Annotated in this window: 17 protein-coding genes; 2 read left to right on the top strand and 15 right to left on the bottom strand. The window is 30.5% G+C overall.

Annotated features, from left to right (window positions below; all coding sequences use genetic code 11):
- The 7 genes from alaS to RWQ74_RS03190 all read right to left on the bottom strand — a co-directional run.
- On the bottom strand, positions 1-2,448 hold a 2,448-nt coding region (gene alaS / locus RWQ74_RS03160), incomplete at its 3' end, for an alanine--tRNA ligase (protein WP_314396728.1).
- Between the two features lie 300 nt (positions 2,449-2,748).
- The gene (locus tag RWQ74_RS03165) at positions 2,749-3,117 is read right to left on the bottom strand and encodes a S1 RNA-binding domain-containing protein (RefSeq protein WP_314396730.1); all 369 of its coding nucleotides are present in this window, start codon (positions 3,115-3,117) and stop codon (positions 2,749-2,751) included.
- Complete coding sequence (gene tkt / locus RWQ74_RS03170; protein WP_314396732.1) at positions 3,107-5,083, bottom strand: transketolase; 1,977 nt, start codon at positions 5,081-5,083, stop codon at positions 3,107-3,109. The genes RWQ74_RS03165 and tkt overlap by 11 nt, the downstream gene beginning before the upstream one ends.
- A gap of 15 nt (positions 5,084-5,098) precedes the next feature.
- A complete protein-coding gene (recR, locus tag RWQ74_RS03175) occupies positions 5,099-5,695 on the bottom strand; it encodes a recombination mediator RecR (protein ID WP_314396734.1) in 597 nt (198 codons plus the stop codon).
- Position 5,696: 1 nt separating this feature from the next.
- The gene (locus tag RWQ74_RS03180) at positions 5,697-6,014 is read right to left on the bottom strand and encodes a YbaB/EbfC family nucleoid-associated protein (RefSeq protein WP_003144870.1); all 318 of its coding nucleotides are present in this window, start codon (positions 6,012-6,014) and stop codon (positions 5,697-5,699) included.
- A gap of 120 nt (positions 6,015-6,134) precedes the next feature.
- Positions 6,135-7,868 (bottom strand): DNA polymerase III subunit gamma/tau, encoded by a 1,734-nt coding sequence (gene dnaX, locus RWQ74_RS03185; RefSeq protein ID WP_314396737.1) that lies wholly within the window; start codon positions 7,866-7,868, stop codon positions 6,135-6,137.
- A gap of 188 nt (positions 7,869-8,056) precedes the next feature.
- Positions 8,057-8,341, bottom strand: coding sequence for a hypothetical protein (locus RWQ74_RS03190; RefSeq protein WP_314396738.1), 285 nt, complete (start codon positions 8,339-8,341; stop codon positions 8,057-8,059).
- Between the two features lie 317 nt (positions 8,342-8,658).
- On the opposite strand from RWQ74_RS03190, the gene RWQ74_RS03195 reads away from it, so the two are divergent.
- Positions 8,659-9,081: an FxLYD domain-containing protein gene (locus RWQ74_RS03195; protein WP_314396740.1), complete on the top strand. Its 423-nt coding sequence runs from the start codon at positions 8,659-8,661 to the stop codon at positions 9,079-9,081.
- A 42-nt stretch (positions 9,082-9,123) separates the two neighbouring features.
- Here RWQ74_RS03195 and RWQ74_RS03200 read toward each other — a convergent pair whose 3' ends face one another.
- From RWQ74_RS03200 to RWQ74_RS03220, 5 genes are read right to left on the bottom strand one after another with little or no spacing between them, the layout of a single operon-like run.
- The gene (locus tag RWQ74_RS03200; RefSeq protein ID WP_314396743.1) at positions 9,124-10,203 is read right to left on the bottom strand and encodes a spermidine/putrescine ABC transporter substrate-binding protein; all 1,080 of its coding nucleotides are present in this window, start codon (positions 10,201-10,203) and stop codon (positions 9,124-9,126) included.
- Between the two features lies 1 nt (position 10,204).
- Positions 10,205-11,005: an ABC transporter permease gene (locus tag RWQ74_RS03205; protein ID WP_314396745.1), complete on the bottom strand. Its 801-nt coding sequence runs from the start codon at positions 11,003-11,005 to the stop codon at positions 10,205-10,207.
- Positions 11,005-11,823: an ABC transporter permease gene (locus RWQ74_RS03210; RefSeq protein WP_314396746.1), complete on the bottom strand. Its 819-nt coding sequence runs from the start codon at positions 11,821-11,823 to the stop codon at positions 11,005-11,007. Before RWQ74_RS03210 ends, RWQ74_RS03205 begins: the two co-directional genes overlap by 1 nt.
- 3 nt (positions 11,824-11,826) lie before the next feature.
- The gene (locus RWQ74_RS03215) at positions 11,827-12,915 is read right to left on the bottom strand and encodes an ABC transporter ATP-binding protein (RefSeq protein WP_314396748.1); all 1,089 of its coding nucleotides are present in this window, start codon (positions 12,913-12,915) and stop codon (positions 11,827-11,829) included.
- Between the two features lie 10 nt (positions 12,916-12,925).
- Entirely contained in the window at positions 12,926-13,471 is a 546-nt protein-coding gene (locus RWQ74_RS03220; protein WP_294682788.1) for a helix-turn-helix domain-containing protein, read from the bottom strand.
- A gap of 335 nt (positions 13,472-13,806) precedes the next feature.
- On the opposite strand from RWQ74_RS03220, the gene RWQ74_RS03225 reads away from it, so the two are divergent.
- Entirely contained in the window at positions 13,807-14,658 is an 852-nt protein-coding gene (locus tag RWQ74_RS03225; RefSeq protein ID WP_314396751.1) for an RluA family pseudouridine synthase, read from the top strand.
- A 46-nt stretch (positions 14,659-14,704) separates the two neighbouring features.
- Here the strand turns inward: RWQ74_RS03225 and RWQ74_RS03230 are convergent, their stop codons facing one another.
- The 3 genes from RWQ74_RS03230 to frr are packed head-to-tail and all read right to left on the bottom strand — an operon-like array spanning position 14,705 to position 15,724.
- A complete protein-coding gene (locus tag RWQ74_RS03230; RefSeq protein WP_294682792.1) occupies positions 14,705-14,950 on the bottom strand; it encodes a YneF family protein in 246 nt (81 codons plus the stop codon).
- A 2-nt stretch (positions 14,951-14,952) separates the two neighbouring features.
- Positions 14,953-15,156 carry a DUF896 domain-containing protein gene (locus RWQ74_RS03235; RefSeq protein WP_314396753.1) on the bottom strand — a complete coding sequence of 68 codons (204 nt, stop codon included), beginning with the start codon at positions 15,154-15,156 and terminating at the stop codon, positions 14,953-14,955.
- A 10-nt stretch (positions 15,157-15,166) separates the two neighbouring features.
- On the bottom strand, positions 15,167-15,724 hold the full coding sequence (gene frr / locus RWQ74_RS03240; protein ID WP_314396755.1) for a ribosome recycling factor: 558 nt from the start codon (positions 15,722-15,724) through the stop codon (positions 15,167-15,169).
- Positions 15,725-15,741: the final 17 nt, after the last annotated feature.

Genomic DNA, 15,741 nt, shown 5'->3' on the forward strand with positions numbered 1-15,741 from the left:
GAAGTTTACTTTATCTTCATTTACTGAAGCAAAGGCAATAACATAGTTTTCTAATTTAGACTTAGCGTTATCAACAAGTTGTTTTAAGTGATTCATATTTTCAGATTCAACAACACTTGTTAATACGTTAACTCCATTAACTTCTTTAATGTTATTTACTAAGTTATTTAATTCAGCATTAGCAATTTTTTGTTGTAAACTTTCTTTTTCTTTAGATAGTTTCTTAATATCAGCTTGTAATGCAGAAACTTTTTCTACTACATTTGAAGCATTAGCTTTTGTTAATTTTTCAACAGAGCGTAGAGTTTCTTCTTGCTCTCTTAGGTATTCATACGCGGCTTTTCCTGTTAGGGCTTCAATTCTACGAACCCCTGCAGCAACACCTGACTCAGAAACAATCTTGAAGATACCTACTTCAGCACTGTTAGCATTGTGAGTTCCTCCACATAGTTCGATAGAGTAGTCTCCGATAGAAACAACACGTACAATATCTCCGTATTTTTCACCGAATAATGCTTGAGCACCTAGTTTTCTAGCTTCTGCGATTGGCATCTCTTCTGTTTTTATTTCTAACGCATTCCAAATTTGTTTGTTTACTTCTTGCTCAACTTTTTCAATTTCTTCTTTTGTAAGTGGAGCGAAGTGAGTAATATCGAATCGTAATTTTTCATCAGTTACTAAAGATCCAGCTTGTTTAATGTGAGATCCAACTTCATGACGAAGTGCTTCATTTAATAAGTGAGTTGCAGTATGGTTTTTCTCGACATTTAATCTATAAGTTCTATCAACTTCTAGTTTGTATTCTTTTCCAACTACTAATTCACCATCTACTACTTTAACAAAGTGAATGTGACGTTTGTCTGGAAGTTTCTTAACATCAACTACTTCAGCTTTGAATCCTTCTGCTGTTACTAACCCTTTATCAGCAACTTGACCTCCACTTTCAGCGTAGAATGGTGTTTTATCAAATACTACTTTTACAATCTCATTTCCTTTATAGTTTTCTAACAGATTGTCTTCTTTATCAACTATTGCTAGTACTTTACCTTCATCTGAAAGATTAGTGTATCCTGTAAATTCGCTATCTCCAGCTATTCTGTTGTATAAATCAGATTGTACTTGCATTGAAGAGTCGTCTTGACGTGAAGAACGAGCACGCTCTTTTTGTTTTTTCATTTCTTCATTGAAACCATCGATATCTACAGTTAATCCTAATTCTTCAGCATATTCTTCTGTTAACTCAATTGGGAAACCAAATGTATCATAAAGTTTGAAAGCATCTTTACCTGAGATTACTTTTGTAGTATTTTTAACTTCTTTAGCAATATTATTTAAGATTGTTTCACCTTCGTGAAGTGTTTCATGGAATCTATCTTCTTCTTTCAAGATAACGTCTTTTACAAAGCTTGCACTTTCTTTTACATTTGGATAGTAATCTACCATTATCTCTGCAACTACATCAGTTAGTTTATACATAAATGAGTTATTTAATCCTAAAACTTTAGCAAATCTTACAGCACGACGTAATAATCTTCTTAAGATATATCCACGCCCTTCATTCGACGGTAAAGCACCATCTGCTATTGCAAATACTACAGTTCTAATATGGTCAGCTATAACTTTAAATGCAACATCTTGCTCAGTGCTTACACCATATTTAGCACCTGAAAGTGTCTCAATCTCTCTAATAATTGGAATGAATAAGTCTGTGTCAAAGTTTGTTGGTACATCTTGTAATACTGATACTATTCTTTCTAATCCCATACCAGTATCTATGTTTTTCGCTGGAAGTTCTGAGTAAGTCCCATCTGCATTGTGATTGTATTGACTAAATACAACATTCCAAACTTCAAGGTATCTATCGTTTTCCCCACCAGGATACATTTCTTCTTTAGGTGACCATGTATCAGCTTCTTCTCCACGATCGTAGAAAATCTCAGTATTTGGTCCTGATGGTCCTTCACCGATATCCCAGAAGTTACCTTCAATACGAATAATTCTTTCTTCTGGTAGACCAATTACATTTTTCCATAAATCATATGCTTCAGTATCTTCTGGGTGAATAGTTACCGATAGCTTCTCTTTTTCAAGCCCTAACCATTTTTCTGAAGTTAAAAACTCCCAAGCCCATGGTACTGCTTCATTTTTAAAATAGTCTCCAATTGAAAAGTTACCTAACATCTCAAAGAATGTATGGTGACGAGCTGTTTTCCCAACATTTTCAATATCATTAGTTCTTATTGATTTTTGTGAGTTAGTAATTCTTGGATTTTCTGGGATTTCTCTTCCATCGAAATATTTTTTCAATGTTGCTACTCCTGAGTTAATCCAAAGTAAAGATGGATCGTCAATTGGCACTAAAGATGCACTTGGTTCGATCTTGTGTCCTTTTTCTACGAAGAAATCTAAATACATTCTTCTAATTTGTGTTGATGTTAGTTGTTTCATTATTATTTCTCCTTTCAAGCTAACAAAAAATAAAATAAAAATCCCTTGTGTAAATAAGTTTACACAAGGGACGATCATAATCGTGTTACCACCCTAATTTAAGTACTATGTACTCCTCATTAGTTTTTATAACGGCTTAAATGCCGATGAAGCACTAATTAGGTAGCATAAAAGTTATATTATGAATCCTTTTCACCACTAGATTCTCTCTGTTGAATAATATCGTTAACTTTTAATTCCTATACTTCATTGTATATGTATGTTATTATAACCAGTTAAGTTACATTTGTCAATAGTTTTTTACTTAGAATTTCTCATTTCAAACATGGCTTTCTTTTGCCAAAGCTTCATATTTTGTTTAAGCGTATCGAAACCATACTGAAAATTCAAAGTATCTAAACTATTAATTTCTTTTTTATCCATATCTTTTTTTTGTTTAAAGTTTAATGTTGCATTAATTTTATTATCTTTTATTGATAATACTTTAACTTCTAAAATTTCATCTTGTTTAATATAACTACTTATATCAAAAATAAAACAATTAGTAATCTCAGAAATATGAATTAATCCTACCATTTTATCTCGTGTTTCTATAAAGGCACCATATGGTTTTACTGCTGTTACTTTAACCTTTATAATATCGCCTGGACGAATTTCTCTATAGCTCATTTTTAATTTTCTCTATAACTGCTTCAACTGTAAATCCGTATTCTTCGATTACTTTATTAGCAGGTGCAGATGCTCCAAATTTATCAATTCCGATAGCTAATCCATCTAAACCAACATATTTGTACCAAAGAGCACTGTTACCCATTTCTAATGATACACGACGACGGATATTTAATGGTAGTAATTCCTCTTTGTATTCTTTAGATTGCTCTTCAAATAATTCTACAGATGGCATACTTACTACACGTACTTTAGAACCATCTTTTTCTAGTTTACGTGCTACATCAATTGCTAATGCTACTTCTGAACCTGTTGCGATTAAAATAGTATCAAAGTCTGCCGCTGTTTCATAAACTACATAAGCACCTCTTGCAACTTTTTCAAATGAAGAATTTTCTAAAATTGGTAAGTTTTGGCGAGTTAGAACGATTGAAGTTGGTCTATCGTTAGTTTTTTGTGATAAGTACCAAGCAGCTTGCGTTTCAGTCGCATCAGCTGGTCTGAATACGTAAGTATTTGGTATTGTTCTTAATGATGCTAAGTGCTCGATTGGTTCATGTGTTGGACCATCTTCACCTACTGCAATACTATCGTGAGTGAATACATATGTTACCGGTAGATTTTGTAGTGCTGATAGTCTTAACGCACCTTTTAGATAGTCTGAGAATACGAAGAAAGTACCACCGAATACACGTACACCACCGTGTAACATCAATCCGTTTAATACAGTAGCCATTGCAAATTCACGAACACCAAATTGAACATTACGTTCTGTTCTGTGCGCATCATCTTGTAAGTTATCACCTTTAATAAATGTCATATTAGAGTGTGAAAGGTCAGCTGAACCTCCAAAGAACGTTGGTAATACTGCTGCAACACTGTTAAGTGCATCTTGTGATGAATTACGAGTTGCTTGAGCTTCTCCTACATTTTTAAAACTAAAGCTTTCTTTTGATAAACGTTTAATATCTTCTCGTGTAAGAGCTTCTTCTAACTCTTTTGCTAACTCAGGGAATTTAACTTTATAATTTGCATATAATTTTTCCCATTTAGCATATTCATTTTCTCCACGGTCTGCTACATTAGCTTTGAAATCAGCATATACATCTGCAGGAATGTCGAATGGTTCATTCTCCCAACCGATTTCTTTTCTGAATAATGCAGTCTCTTCATCACCTAATGGAGCTCCGTGAACACCATTTGTTCCTTGTCTATTAGGAGAACCAGCTCCGATAATAGTTTTAACTTCGATTAATGTTGGTTTGTCAGATTTTTTAGCTTGTTCAATTGCAGCATTAACCGCTTCAACATTTGCACCATCTTCAACTAGAATTGTATTCCATCCATATGCTTCATATCTAGCACGAACATTTTCCGAGAATGCATCTTTAGTTTCACCATCTAAACAAATATCATTTGAATCATATAATACTACAAGTTTATTTAATTTTTGCACCGCTGCAAAACTTGATGCTTCAGAAGCAACACCTTCCATGATATCTCCATCACCACAAATAACATAAGTATAGTGGTCAAATAGATCATATCCTTCTTTATTATATTTAGCAGCTAAGTATCTTTCTGCTAAAGCCATACCAACTGCTGTAGAGATACCTTGACCAAGAGGCCCTGTTGTAGCATCGATACCTTTAGTGTGACCAAACTCAGGGTGACCTGGTGTTTTAGATCCCCATTGACGGAAGTTTTTAACTTCTTCTAAAGATACATCTTCAAATCCTGATAAGTGTAATAGAGAGTATAATAACATTGATCCGTGTCCTGCTGATAATACGAATCTATCTCTGTTTATCCAATCTGTTTTCTTAGGATTTACTCTTAAATGTTTAGTAAATAAAGAATAAGCCATAGGTGCAGCACCCATTACTACTCCAGGGTGTCCTGATTTTGCTTTATTAATCGCATCAACACCTAAAACTTTTATCGCGTTAACTGATTTTTGTGACATAAATGTCCTCCTAAATTATAATTCTATTCTACCAGATATAGCTCTTGATAAGGTAACCTCATCCACATATTCGATATCACTTCCGAAAGAAATACCCTGAGCTATTCTAGTAACTCTTATATCTGTATTTTTTAAATATCTCGAAATAAAACTTGCTGTTCCTTCACCTTCAGGAGATGAATTTGTGGCAAGTATTATCTCTTTTACTGTTTCATCTTGTGCTCGTTCAAAAAGGGATTTTATGTTAATATCTAACGGACCGATTCCATCCATTGGAGAAATCAATCCATCAAGCACATGATACACTCCCCTATATTGTTGCATATTTTCCATTGCAACTAAGTCATTGTCATTAGCTACTACACAAATAGTCGATTTATCACGTCCATTATCTGAACAAATATCACATATATGCTCTTCACTAAGTCTTCCACACACTTCGCAATTAGTAAGTTTTTCTTTAAGATTTACTAAACTGTCTGCAAAGTTTTTAATATCATTATCATGCATTTTTAAAGTGTGAAATGCCAATCTTACAGCTGTCTTCTTCCCTATTCCTGGTAATAAAGAATAACTTTCTATTAAATCTAAAATTGGTTTTGGATATTGCATCTTATAGACCTGGGATACTTAATCCGTTTGTAAATTTACCTAATGTTTCTTCTTTTAGTTTAGTTGATTTTTCTAAAGCATCGTTAACTGCAGTTAACACTAAATCTTGAAGCATTTCAATATCTTCTGGATCAACTACTTCTTCTTTAATTTTAATATCTAAAATTTTACCATCACCATTAGCAATAGCTGTAACCATACCACCTGATACAGTACCTTCAACTGTTTGATCTTTTAATCCTTCTTGAGCTTCTAGCATGTCTTTTTGCATTTTTTGCATTTTTCTCATCATTTGTTGCATATTTCCCATTCCGCGCATAATATTTCCTCCTAATGTCTAATTATATTATAATTCTATTTAAAATTTTACAACTTGTCAATAATTTGAAATTTATTTCAATTTCTTTCAATATCTTTCAATATCTTTTTCACGTTATTTCTAATCAGCTGTTTCTACAATTATGTCTCCAAATAGTTCATCTATTTTTGTAAGCTTCAGTTCTTCACCTTCACAATTTTCTTCGGCAATTTCCTTCACTGGATTTTTCAGTTCATCTTCCAAAAATTCATATTGATGATCTTGTAAAGTATATAAAGTATAATCAACACCTATAAATCTCTTAAAGAGACTCTCTAAATATTTTTTATATTTGGAATTTGGTGCCATTTTTACCATATTATCTACTTCATTAAATACTAGTAAACCACCTTCTTTTGAAGAAGCTATTAGTTTACAAGATTTAAATAATTCGCGCATCGTCGCTACTTCTGAATTATTGGTATTTAAACTCTCATTGATTATCCTAATAAAAACGTTTGATGCATATTCTGTAAGATTAGTACTTGATTCCTTCATAAGATTAAGTATTTTATCTTTATCTTTAATTATTACTTCTTTAATTTCTTCTTTTGGAGTACTATCCCAAACTAATTGTTCTTGCTGTTTCTCATCAACGTTATTATTTATTTTACTTTGTATATTAAGTTGAATATTACTATTCTGTGAAACTTCACCTATATTATTTATTTCTGTTCTTAGTTGGAACAATTTATCTTCTAATATTTTAACTCTATTTTCTAAGTCAATAGTTCTTACATTTGATACTGAACTATCTGCACTAGTACTTATGTTAGCTTCAATAGTATTAGCTTCTTTAGAACAAATTTTCACAATACAAATTTGCATATAACTCATATATTCCGTAGAGAATCTAATAAATTGTTCTGTTTGTGATAAATACTCTATTATTTTATAGAAGTAGTCAAAGCTAACACGCTCTATCTCTGATGCTATTTTTTCGACATTATATGCAGTATGATTAGTATTTTTTAAATTTTTATATACTATAATGTCTCTAGTAACATTTATTAAATCATTCAGCAATAACTTTGTATCTTTTGCTTGAGCTACAAATTCATTATATTTTAATAGAGATTTTGCCACATCACGGTTTAATAAATCTCTATAAAATTCTAGTATATCATCTTCACTTATTGATGAAGTAACTTCTAGTATATGATTTAACGTTATCTCTTCAGAATAATTAGATACTTGGTCTAATATGCTAATAGCATCTCTCAAACCGCCTTTAGCAAGCGTAGCAATTTTTTCGATCGCCGCTTCTTCTATAACTAAACTTTCTTCTTTTGCAATATATTTTAACCTGTCTATCAGTTGTTCTTGAGATAAATTCTTAAATTCAAATCTTTGGCATCTTGATAAAATAGTTGCAGGTATTTTATGAATTTCTGTAGTGGCAAGTATAAATATTACATGTGCCGGTGGTTCTTCTAACGTTTTTAATAACGCATTAAACGCAGCAGTAGTCAGCATGTGTACTTCATCTATGATATATACTTTGTATTTCCCCTCTGTAGGTAAAAATTTAATAGCTTCTTTTATATCACGAACTTCATCAACACCATTGTTACTAGCAGCATCTATCTCTATAATATCAACATTTTCTTTTTGATATACTTCATTATTATTTACTTCGTTAGCGAATATTTTGGCTATTGAAGTCTTACCAGTTCCTCTTGATCCATAAAATAAATAGGCGTGACTAATTTGATCTTTATCAATCGCATTTTTCAAGACAGAAACTATATGATTTTGACCCACTATATCATTAAATGTCTGCGGTCGATATTTCCTATATAATGCTTGAAACATACAAACCTCCTAAATTATTTTAACCTATTTATTATATCATAATTTCAGCATTACTTATAGTAAAAAACAATGGAATTTCCTACATTAATCTAATAGTATATTACTCACTCTTTTTTTAAAAATGTAATTGATTCAAAATCGTAATTTCGAAAAAATCTATTTTTTAAAGATTTATGATTTTTTCGTCACTACCTTTTATAAACAACTAAGTAATAATTAAATATACTCCTACAGCACAAACAAATTATACTCACTATCTGTAATATTCTCCCAGTTCTTTTACTATCCTTAGTATACTTTTCAATATTTTCTGGTAATTTCGCTTCTTCATAACTTATACTGATACCACTAATTAAATGAGCATTATCCCCTCTTAAAATATACTTGGCTATAACAAATAATATCCCTGCAATATAAAACATTACAAAAGCTATTGCATAGTCTATATATTCACTAGGTAAAAGGATAGACAAAAAAATTAAGATTTCACATGGTAACATCAGCAAAATAACTGTACTTATTTTTATAGTAGCACACCCCTTTTTGCACTTCAATTAGATAAAATATATTTCAATTTTATTATATAATAACAAAATAACAATGATCAAAACTTACTCAAAAATAACTCTCCTTACTGATTTTTCTATCCAGTAAGGAGATGGATATCTATCCTATAAATTCCATAAAAAATTACTGTTGAACTGTGTTTTTCCTTGACTATATATATATAATATATTAGTATAAAAATTTTATGGAGGAGTTATTATGTCAAAAAAAATTACAGATCAAGATGGGAATGTATATATTCAAAAAAAAAACCATCTATAAAAGAATTTGGTTTATAGTTTTAGCTGCAATTGTACTTATATTAATTATTCAGCAAACAACTGGTAACAAGAAAAAAGATGTAGAAGTTAAAAATTCTACTCAAGAAACACAGAAAGCAAAATATGAAGTTTCTGAAATTAATATCGAAAAAGATTCATTTTCTAGCTATGTTACAGAAGTATTAAAGAACAATACTGATAAAGAGAAATCATATGTTCAAATTACTATTCCTGCGTATGATGCTAATGGTAACAAAGTTGGTGATGCACTAGCTAATGTCAACGATTTAAAACCAAATTCAACATGGAAATTTAAAGCTATGTATATTGGTTCAGAAAAAAATGTTACATTCAAAACTGAAGAATTAAAAGTAAGCGGCTTTTAATATTAAAACGAGATTATCAAAATTCGATAATCTCGTTTTATTTTATTTTCTATTGTTAATTTTGAATTTCAAGAATAGATCGTTATAGAATTGAATCATTTTAGGATCTAAGTCTTCATACACTTCTGCTCTATTCCCAAAACTTTCTAAATCTGGATAGAATTGTTCATCACTTGTTGTTTCTTCTGATAACAATTCTTTAGCTTTACCATTAGGAGTTGCATATCCAATAAATTCAGAGTTTTTCGCTGCATTTTCTGGTTTTAACATAAAGTTAATAAATTTATATGCAGCCTCTTCATTTTTAGAAGTTTTTGGAATTACTATATTATCAAACCATAGGTTAGTTCCTTCTTTAGGTAATGCATAAACCATATTTTCATTTTCTTCCATGATTGATTTTGCATCTCCCGAGAATACTACTGATACCCATGCTTCATTGTTAATCATAAGCATTTTCTTCTCATCAGAGTTAATTGCTTTAATATTTGGATGAAGTAACTCTAATTTTCTTTCTGCTAGGTTTAGGTTTACCTCATTAGTATCATTTACAGAATTTCCTTCTGATTGAAGAGCAATTCCCATCATTTCACGTGCACCGTCAATTAATAATATATTATTTTCTAAACGTGCATCCCAAAGGTCATTCCATTTTTCAAATTTAAGATCTTCAGGAACTTTAGTTTTATCATAAAGTATTCCTAGAGTTCCCCAGAAATAAGGAATTGAATATTCATTATTTGGATCAAAACTTTTATCTCTAAATTGTTCTTCAATATTATCAAATCCTTCAATTTTACTGTGATCTAATTTTTTTAGTAGATTTAGCTTTTTCATCTTTTTAATCATATAGTCAGATGGAATAACTATATCATACGGTGTAGATCCTGATTGAATTTTTGTTAACATTGCTTCGTTAGAGTCAAATGTTTCGTACACTACTGAAATTCCAGTTTCTTCCTCAAACTTCTTAATTAAATCTGGATCAATATATTCACCCCAGTTGAAAATTGTTAAAGTTTGTTTATCTCCACTATTTGAACTATTTATATAATTACGACTATATAATAATCCTAAACAAATAACTAATATTGAAATTGCTGAAATAAGTAATTTTTTCATATTATCTTACCTCCCTTTTTAATTTACTAGTATTGATTACATAATAAATTAGAACCGCTACAACAACAAAGATAGTTAAAACTGTAGATAATGCATTAATTTGTAAGTTAATTCCTTGTCGTGCCATTGAGTAAATTTCAACAGAAAGTGTTTGGAATCCATTACCTGTAACAAAGAACGTCACCGCAAAATCATCTAATGAATAAGTTAATCCCATAAAGAATCCTGCCCAAATCCCTGGAGTAATATAAGGAATTACAATTTTACTCAATACTTGTGGGAAAGTTGCTCCGAGATCTATTGCTGCATCAACCATACTTCTTGGCATCTCATATAGTTTAGGTAATACCATTAATACAACAATTGGAATACTAAATGCAATATGAGATAGTAACACTGACCAGAAACCTTGAATAGTATCTAATCCTGTGTACTTAGAAATAAATGTAAACATTAATAAGAATGAACATCCGATAATAACGTCAGGACTTACAATTAGAATATTATTTCCTACTAAGAAAGAATTTTTCTGTTTGTTAGATTTTAAAGAATATATTCCTAATGCTCCCAGTGTTCCAAAAATAGCAGAGAATAATCCGCAAAGCAGTGCAACTACTATCGTGTTAATTACAATAACCATCATACGCGTATTTTCAAATAAATCTACATAATGTTTCCAAGAAAAACCTTCGAAATCAATCATTGTCTTACCTGAGTTAAACGAGTAGTATGCCAGGTAAATTAGAGGTATGTATAATATTGCAAAGATAACCCCTAAATATATTTTTGAAGTTAATTTCATTATTTTCTACCTCCAAAATTAGTTTTGTCTTTAGTATTTGTAAGAACCATTATGATTCCCATTACTACTATTAAGAATACTGCGATTGTTGAACCTACTCCCCAGTTTTGTGTAACTAAGAAATGCTCTTCAATAGCTGTACCTAAGTTGATAATTTTATTCCCAGCAACAAGTCGTGTAATCATGAATAATGATAGAGCTGGGATAAATGTTACCTGAATACCAGTTTTAACACCGTTAATACTTAATGGTAAAATAATTTTTAAGAACGTAGTTTTAAAGTCTGCACCTAAATCATATGATGCTTCTATTAAGTTTTTATTCATACCAGATACCGAGTTATAAATAGGTAATAACATAAATGGTAAAAATATATAACTTGATACAAAAATAAAACTAAATGAATTAAATAGTAGACTTTGAGAACCTATACCAATATACTCTAAGAAACTATTAATTGTTCCATATTCACCAAATAATCCTAAAAATGCATAAGTTTTTAATAAGATATTAATCCATGTTGGTAAGATAATTAATAGAAGTAACAGTTCTTTATATTTACTTTTATTAATAGCAAATGCTAATGGATAACTAATTACCAAACATATAAGAGTAATTAGAAAAGCATACCAGAAACTATACAATGTCATTAATACATATGTGCTACTAAAGAATATCTTATAATTCTCGAATGTAAAATTTCCATCGATATCTCTAAATGAATAATATACTATTAGTAATATTGGAAATACTACAAAAAGTAACATCCACATTACATAAGGAATCATAAAAAATGAGCGTGTTTTTTTATTGAACATTCTTTATTCCTCCTCTTCATATGATTCAAGACGGGCATCAAATTCTTCTTCAGTTTCTCCAGGCACCATGATATGTATTGCTTCAGGATCAAAGTTTAGACTTACTGCAGCACCTGGTTTTGCCTGTTTTGTTGAGTGAACAATCCATTCATTATATTGATCATCTAAACAACAGATTTCATAGTGAACTCCTCTAAATAACTGAGTATCTACTACTACACTGATTTTACCTTTATCTGCACTTGTAATTTCTAAGTCTTCTGGACGAATAACTACTTCTACACGTTTATTTTTATCTAAACCAGCATCAACACACTCATATTGTTTACCATAGATTTCTACTAAATAGTCATCCAACATAACAGCATTAACAATATTAGATTCACCAATGAAATCAGCAACAAAACGGTTTACCGGCTCATCATAAATATCAGTTGGTGTACCACTTTGTTCAATTTTCCCGTGATTCATTACGAAGATATAGTCACTCATCGCTAGCGCTTCCTCTTGGTCATGAGTTACATAGATAAACGTAATACCTGTTTGTTGTTGAAGTTCACGAAGTTCATATTGCATCTCTTGACGAAGTTTTAAATCAAGCGCTGATAGTGATTCATCAAGCAGGATAATTTCAGGTTCATTAACAATTGCACGAGCTATCGCAACACGTTGTTTTTGTCCACCACTCATCTCGCTTATATCACGACTTTCAAAACCAGCTAAGTTAACTTGCTTAAGAGCTTTTTTTACTTTCTTATTAATTACTTCTTTTTTTTCATTTTTAATTTTTAATCCAAAAGCAACATTTTCAAATACATTCATGTGTGGGAATAATGCATAGTCCTGGAACACAGTATTTACGTGTCTCTTATTCGCAGGTAGATCATTGACTACTTTATCGTCAAGTAGTACGTCACCTGATGTTGGACTTAAAAATCCACCAATTAATTTTAAAATTGTACTTTTACCACATCCACTTGGTCCTAGTAATGTATAGAATTTTCCTTTTTCTATTTCTAAATCAATATTTTTTAATACATGTGTATTACCAAAAGACATTGATACATTTTTAAATTCAACAATATTTGCCATTATTTTCTCCTTATAAATACGAATTAGTCGCTACAATTAACACTTCACATTCTTCATCGAATGGATTAGATATTCTATGTTCTGACGTAGCTAAAAAATAAAAACTTTCATGAGTCGAAGCAATAAACTCCTCGTCACCTAATCTCAATTTACATTTCCCCTTCAGTACATAACATAATGTTTCTGATTCAGAAGGATCAAATGTTTTATAATTACTATTTTTATCAAGTTTCAATATAAGTGATTCCATCTCTTTCTCATTTGATTCTGGAACCAACCATGTAAGTTTATATCCTTCATCAGTTTCTTCATAACTAGTTTGATCTTCTAAAGAATAATATACTTTCTGACTAGTACTCTCCTTATCAAAGAAATCTTTAGGAGCACATCCAAGTACTTGGAGTATATTAAAAAATGTTTCCATTGATGGTGACGCTAAATCACGCTCAACTTGAGATATATACCCCTTACTAAGATCTGTACGTTCCCCTAACTCTTCTTGGGTGAGGTTTTTTTGAATTCGTAGTCGTTTTAATCTTTCACCTATAGAATACATAACTTCTCCTTTCTATAGTTAATAAGTCATTTGGTTTAACAATATATAACTTTTAGTTAATTTTGTTTATTATTATCTAACAAAACGTTATTATTGTTTACCATTAGTAAACTTATCGTTATTTGAGTTTATTTATATTAAACTCTTTGTTTAGTATGATTAAATCACAAGTAATATATTACTATATTTTTAAGTTAAAATCAAGTTAAAATTATCTTATTTTTCAACTTTTTAATAATAATAAATTTTTGCAATAAAGCTTATTATTCTTTATTATCTTAACGTTTTAGTATATAATGGTACTATTAATATAAGAAAGAAATCAAGGTACCATAATGAAATTTAAAATACTACAAACCTTCCCATCAGTTGAGGTTTATTTAAGTCAATTTTTAAAAGTATCAAAAAAGAATATACACACAATTAGAATGCAAAGTCATCATGATAAACAAACAATTAAAATTAATGGAAAAGAAGCGGATTTAACATCAAGTTTATCTACAAATGACTCACTAGAAATAAATATAGATTTAGCAATATCTAAGTACTTATCAAACACAGCCGCTACAATAAATAAAGAATACGAGGATGATTATATTCTTGTTGTATCAAAACCATTCGGTATTAAAACTCATCCAAATGATATAGAAGTTGAAAATGATACGTTAGTTAACTATTTAATAGCGGATTATAACTATCTAGAACCTATTCACAGACTTGATATAGATACTTGCGGTTTAGTGATTCTAGCAAAAACTCCTCTAATCAAAGCCAAACTAGACCAAATGCTTGAACAAAGAGCAATTAAACGCTACTATACAGCACTAATAAAAAATAATATTAAACCACAAACGATTAATACTAATATAGGAAGAGACAGTAAAGAAAAAAACAAAATGGCGGTAACAAGAAATGGGAAGAATGCTATTACTAACATACTTGAATGCAGTAAATTAGATCAAAATAGATTTGCAGTTCTTCTTTCACTTGAAACAGGTAGAACTCATCAAATAAGAGTGCATTTAGCTTCTATAGGAGTTCCAATAATTGGGGATAAATTATATTCGAAAGATGGTTATAAATACACTAAAATGTATCTAGGTGCTTTAAAAGTAGTTTTTCCACATCCTGTCACAGGAAACACTTTAGAAATTCAATCATCAATAGAAACAGAGTTTATACAATAACTAAAGAAAAACAGATGCGTATCATTACACATCTGTTTTCTTCTTATTATTTTTTCATTTGTTTTTGAGCTTGTTTTTGCGCTTTTTGCATGTTGCTCATAACTTGATTGATTTTTTTACGAGATGGTTTTTGTCCCATTTGACTCATCATACTCATAACCATATCTTCGTTAATTTGAGGATTTTTTTCCATGTAGTTCATGAAATTACGTCTTGCTAGGTAGAAACCTCCTACAACACCGACAAGTAAACAAATTGCTCCAACTAAAATTGTAACTGCAGTTGCACTCATTGTTAATTTCCTTTCTTCTTAGGAGTTATATCTTCTCCGTTTTCATTAATTACTCTTGTATTATCTAATATGTTTCTCATATTAGCTTTAAAATTTTGTAAATATAATTGTCTATATTTAGCTAATTCTTCTGATTCTTCAGCCGTTAATTCACGCTCTTTTTTTGTAGCGTTAAGTGAATTAATTCTAGCAATAACTTCTGTCATTTCCATATTATTATACACTCATTAACTCATCTTGTTTTTCTTTAGTAACTTTATCGATTTCAGCAACGAATTTATCAGTTACTTTTTGAATATCATCAGAATATCCTTTTAAATCATCCTCAGTAATTTGAGAAGCTTTTTCTAATTTTTTCATTGCATCCATTGCATCACGACGAACATTACGTACAGCAACTTTGGCACCTTCAGATTCTTTACCTACTAATTTAGCAAGTTCTTTACGACGTTCCTCAGTTAAAGCTGGGAATACGATACGAATAACTGATCCATCATTTGAAGGATTTAATCCTAAGTCAGATGCTTGAATAGCTTTTTCAATATCTCCTAATAAAGTTTTTTCATATGGAGAAATAACAAGCATTTTTGGTTCTGGTACAGATACCCCTGCTACTTGGTTAATTGGAGTTGAAACTCCGTAGTAATCCACTGTTAATCTATCTAAAACAGCTGCACTTGCTTTACCAGCTCTAATTGACGCTAATTCACGACGTAAGCTAGCTATAGCTTTTTCCATTTTTTCGTTTAAATTATTCATTATTTGTTCAGGCATAATTGTAAACTCCTAAT

Source organism: uncultured Gemella sp. (genome assembly GCF_963525165.1).
Taxonomy (GTDB): Bacteria; Bacillota; Bacilli; order Staphylococcales; family Gemellaceae; genus Gemella.

Coding starts and splice junctions, on each gene's coding strand:
- RWQ74_RS03165 (WP_314396730.1), bottom strand. CDS start 3,117: ATGAGCTATAGAGAAATTCGTCCAGGCGATATTATAAAGGTTAAAGTA.
- tkt (WP_314396732.1), bottom strand. CDS start 5,083: ATGTCACAAAAATCAGTTAACGCGATAAAAGTTTTAGGTGTTGATGCG.
- recR (WP_314396734.1), bottom strand. CDS start 5,695: ATGCAATATCCAAAACCAATTTTAGATTTAATAGAAAGTTATTCTTTA.
- RWQ74_RS03180 (WP_003144870.1), bottom strand. CDS start 6,014: ATGCGCGGAATGGGAAATATGCAACAAATGATGAGAAAAATGCAAAAA.
- dnaX (WP_314396737.1), bottom strand. CDS start 7,868: ATGTTTCAAGCATTATATAGGAAATATCGACCGCAGACATTTAATGAT.
- RWQ74_RS03195 (WP_314396740.1), top strand. CDS start 8,659: ATGGGAATGTATATATTCAAAAAAAAAACCATCTATAAAAGAATTTGG.
- RWQ74_RS03200 (WP_314396743.1), bottom strand. CDS start 10,203: ATGAAAAAATTACTTATTTCAGCAATTTCAATATTAGTTATTTGTTTA.
- RWQ74_RS03205 (WP_314396745.1), bottom strand. CDS start 11,005: ATGAAATTAACTTCAAAAATATATTTAGGGGTTATCTTTGCAATATTA.
- RWQ74_RS03210 (WP_314396746.1), bottom strand. CDS start 11,823: ATGTTCAATAAAAAAACACGCTCATTTTTTATGATTCCTTATGTAATG.
- RWQ74_RS03215 (WP_314396748.1), bottom strand. CDS start 12,915: ATGGCAAATATTGTTGAATTTAAAAATGTATCAATGTCTTTTGGTAAT.
- RWQ74_RS03220 (WP_294682788.1), bottom strand. CDS start 13,471: ATGTATTCTATAGGTGAAAGATTAAAACGACTACGAATTCAAAAAAAC.
- RWQ74_RS03225 (WP_314396751.1), top strand. CDS start 13,807: ATGAAATTTAAAATACTACAAACCTTCCCATCAGTTGAGGTTTATTTA.
- RWQ74_RS03230 (WP_294682792.1), bottom strand. CDS start 14,950: ATGAGTGCAACTGCAGTTACAATTTTAGTTGGAGCAATTTGTTTACTT.
- RWQ74_RS03235 (WP_314396753.1), bottom strand. CDS start 15,156: ATGACAGAAGTTATTGCTAGAATTAATTCACTTAACGCTACAAAAAAA.
- frr (WP_314396755.1), bottom strand. CDS start 15,724: ATGCCTGAACAAATAATGAATAATTTAAACGAAAAAATGGAAAAAGCT.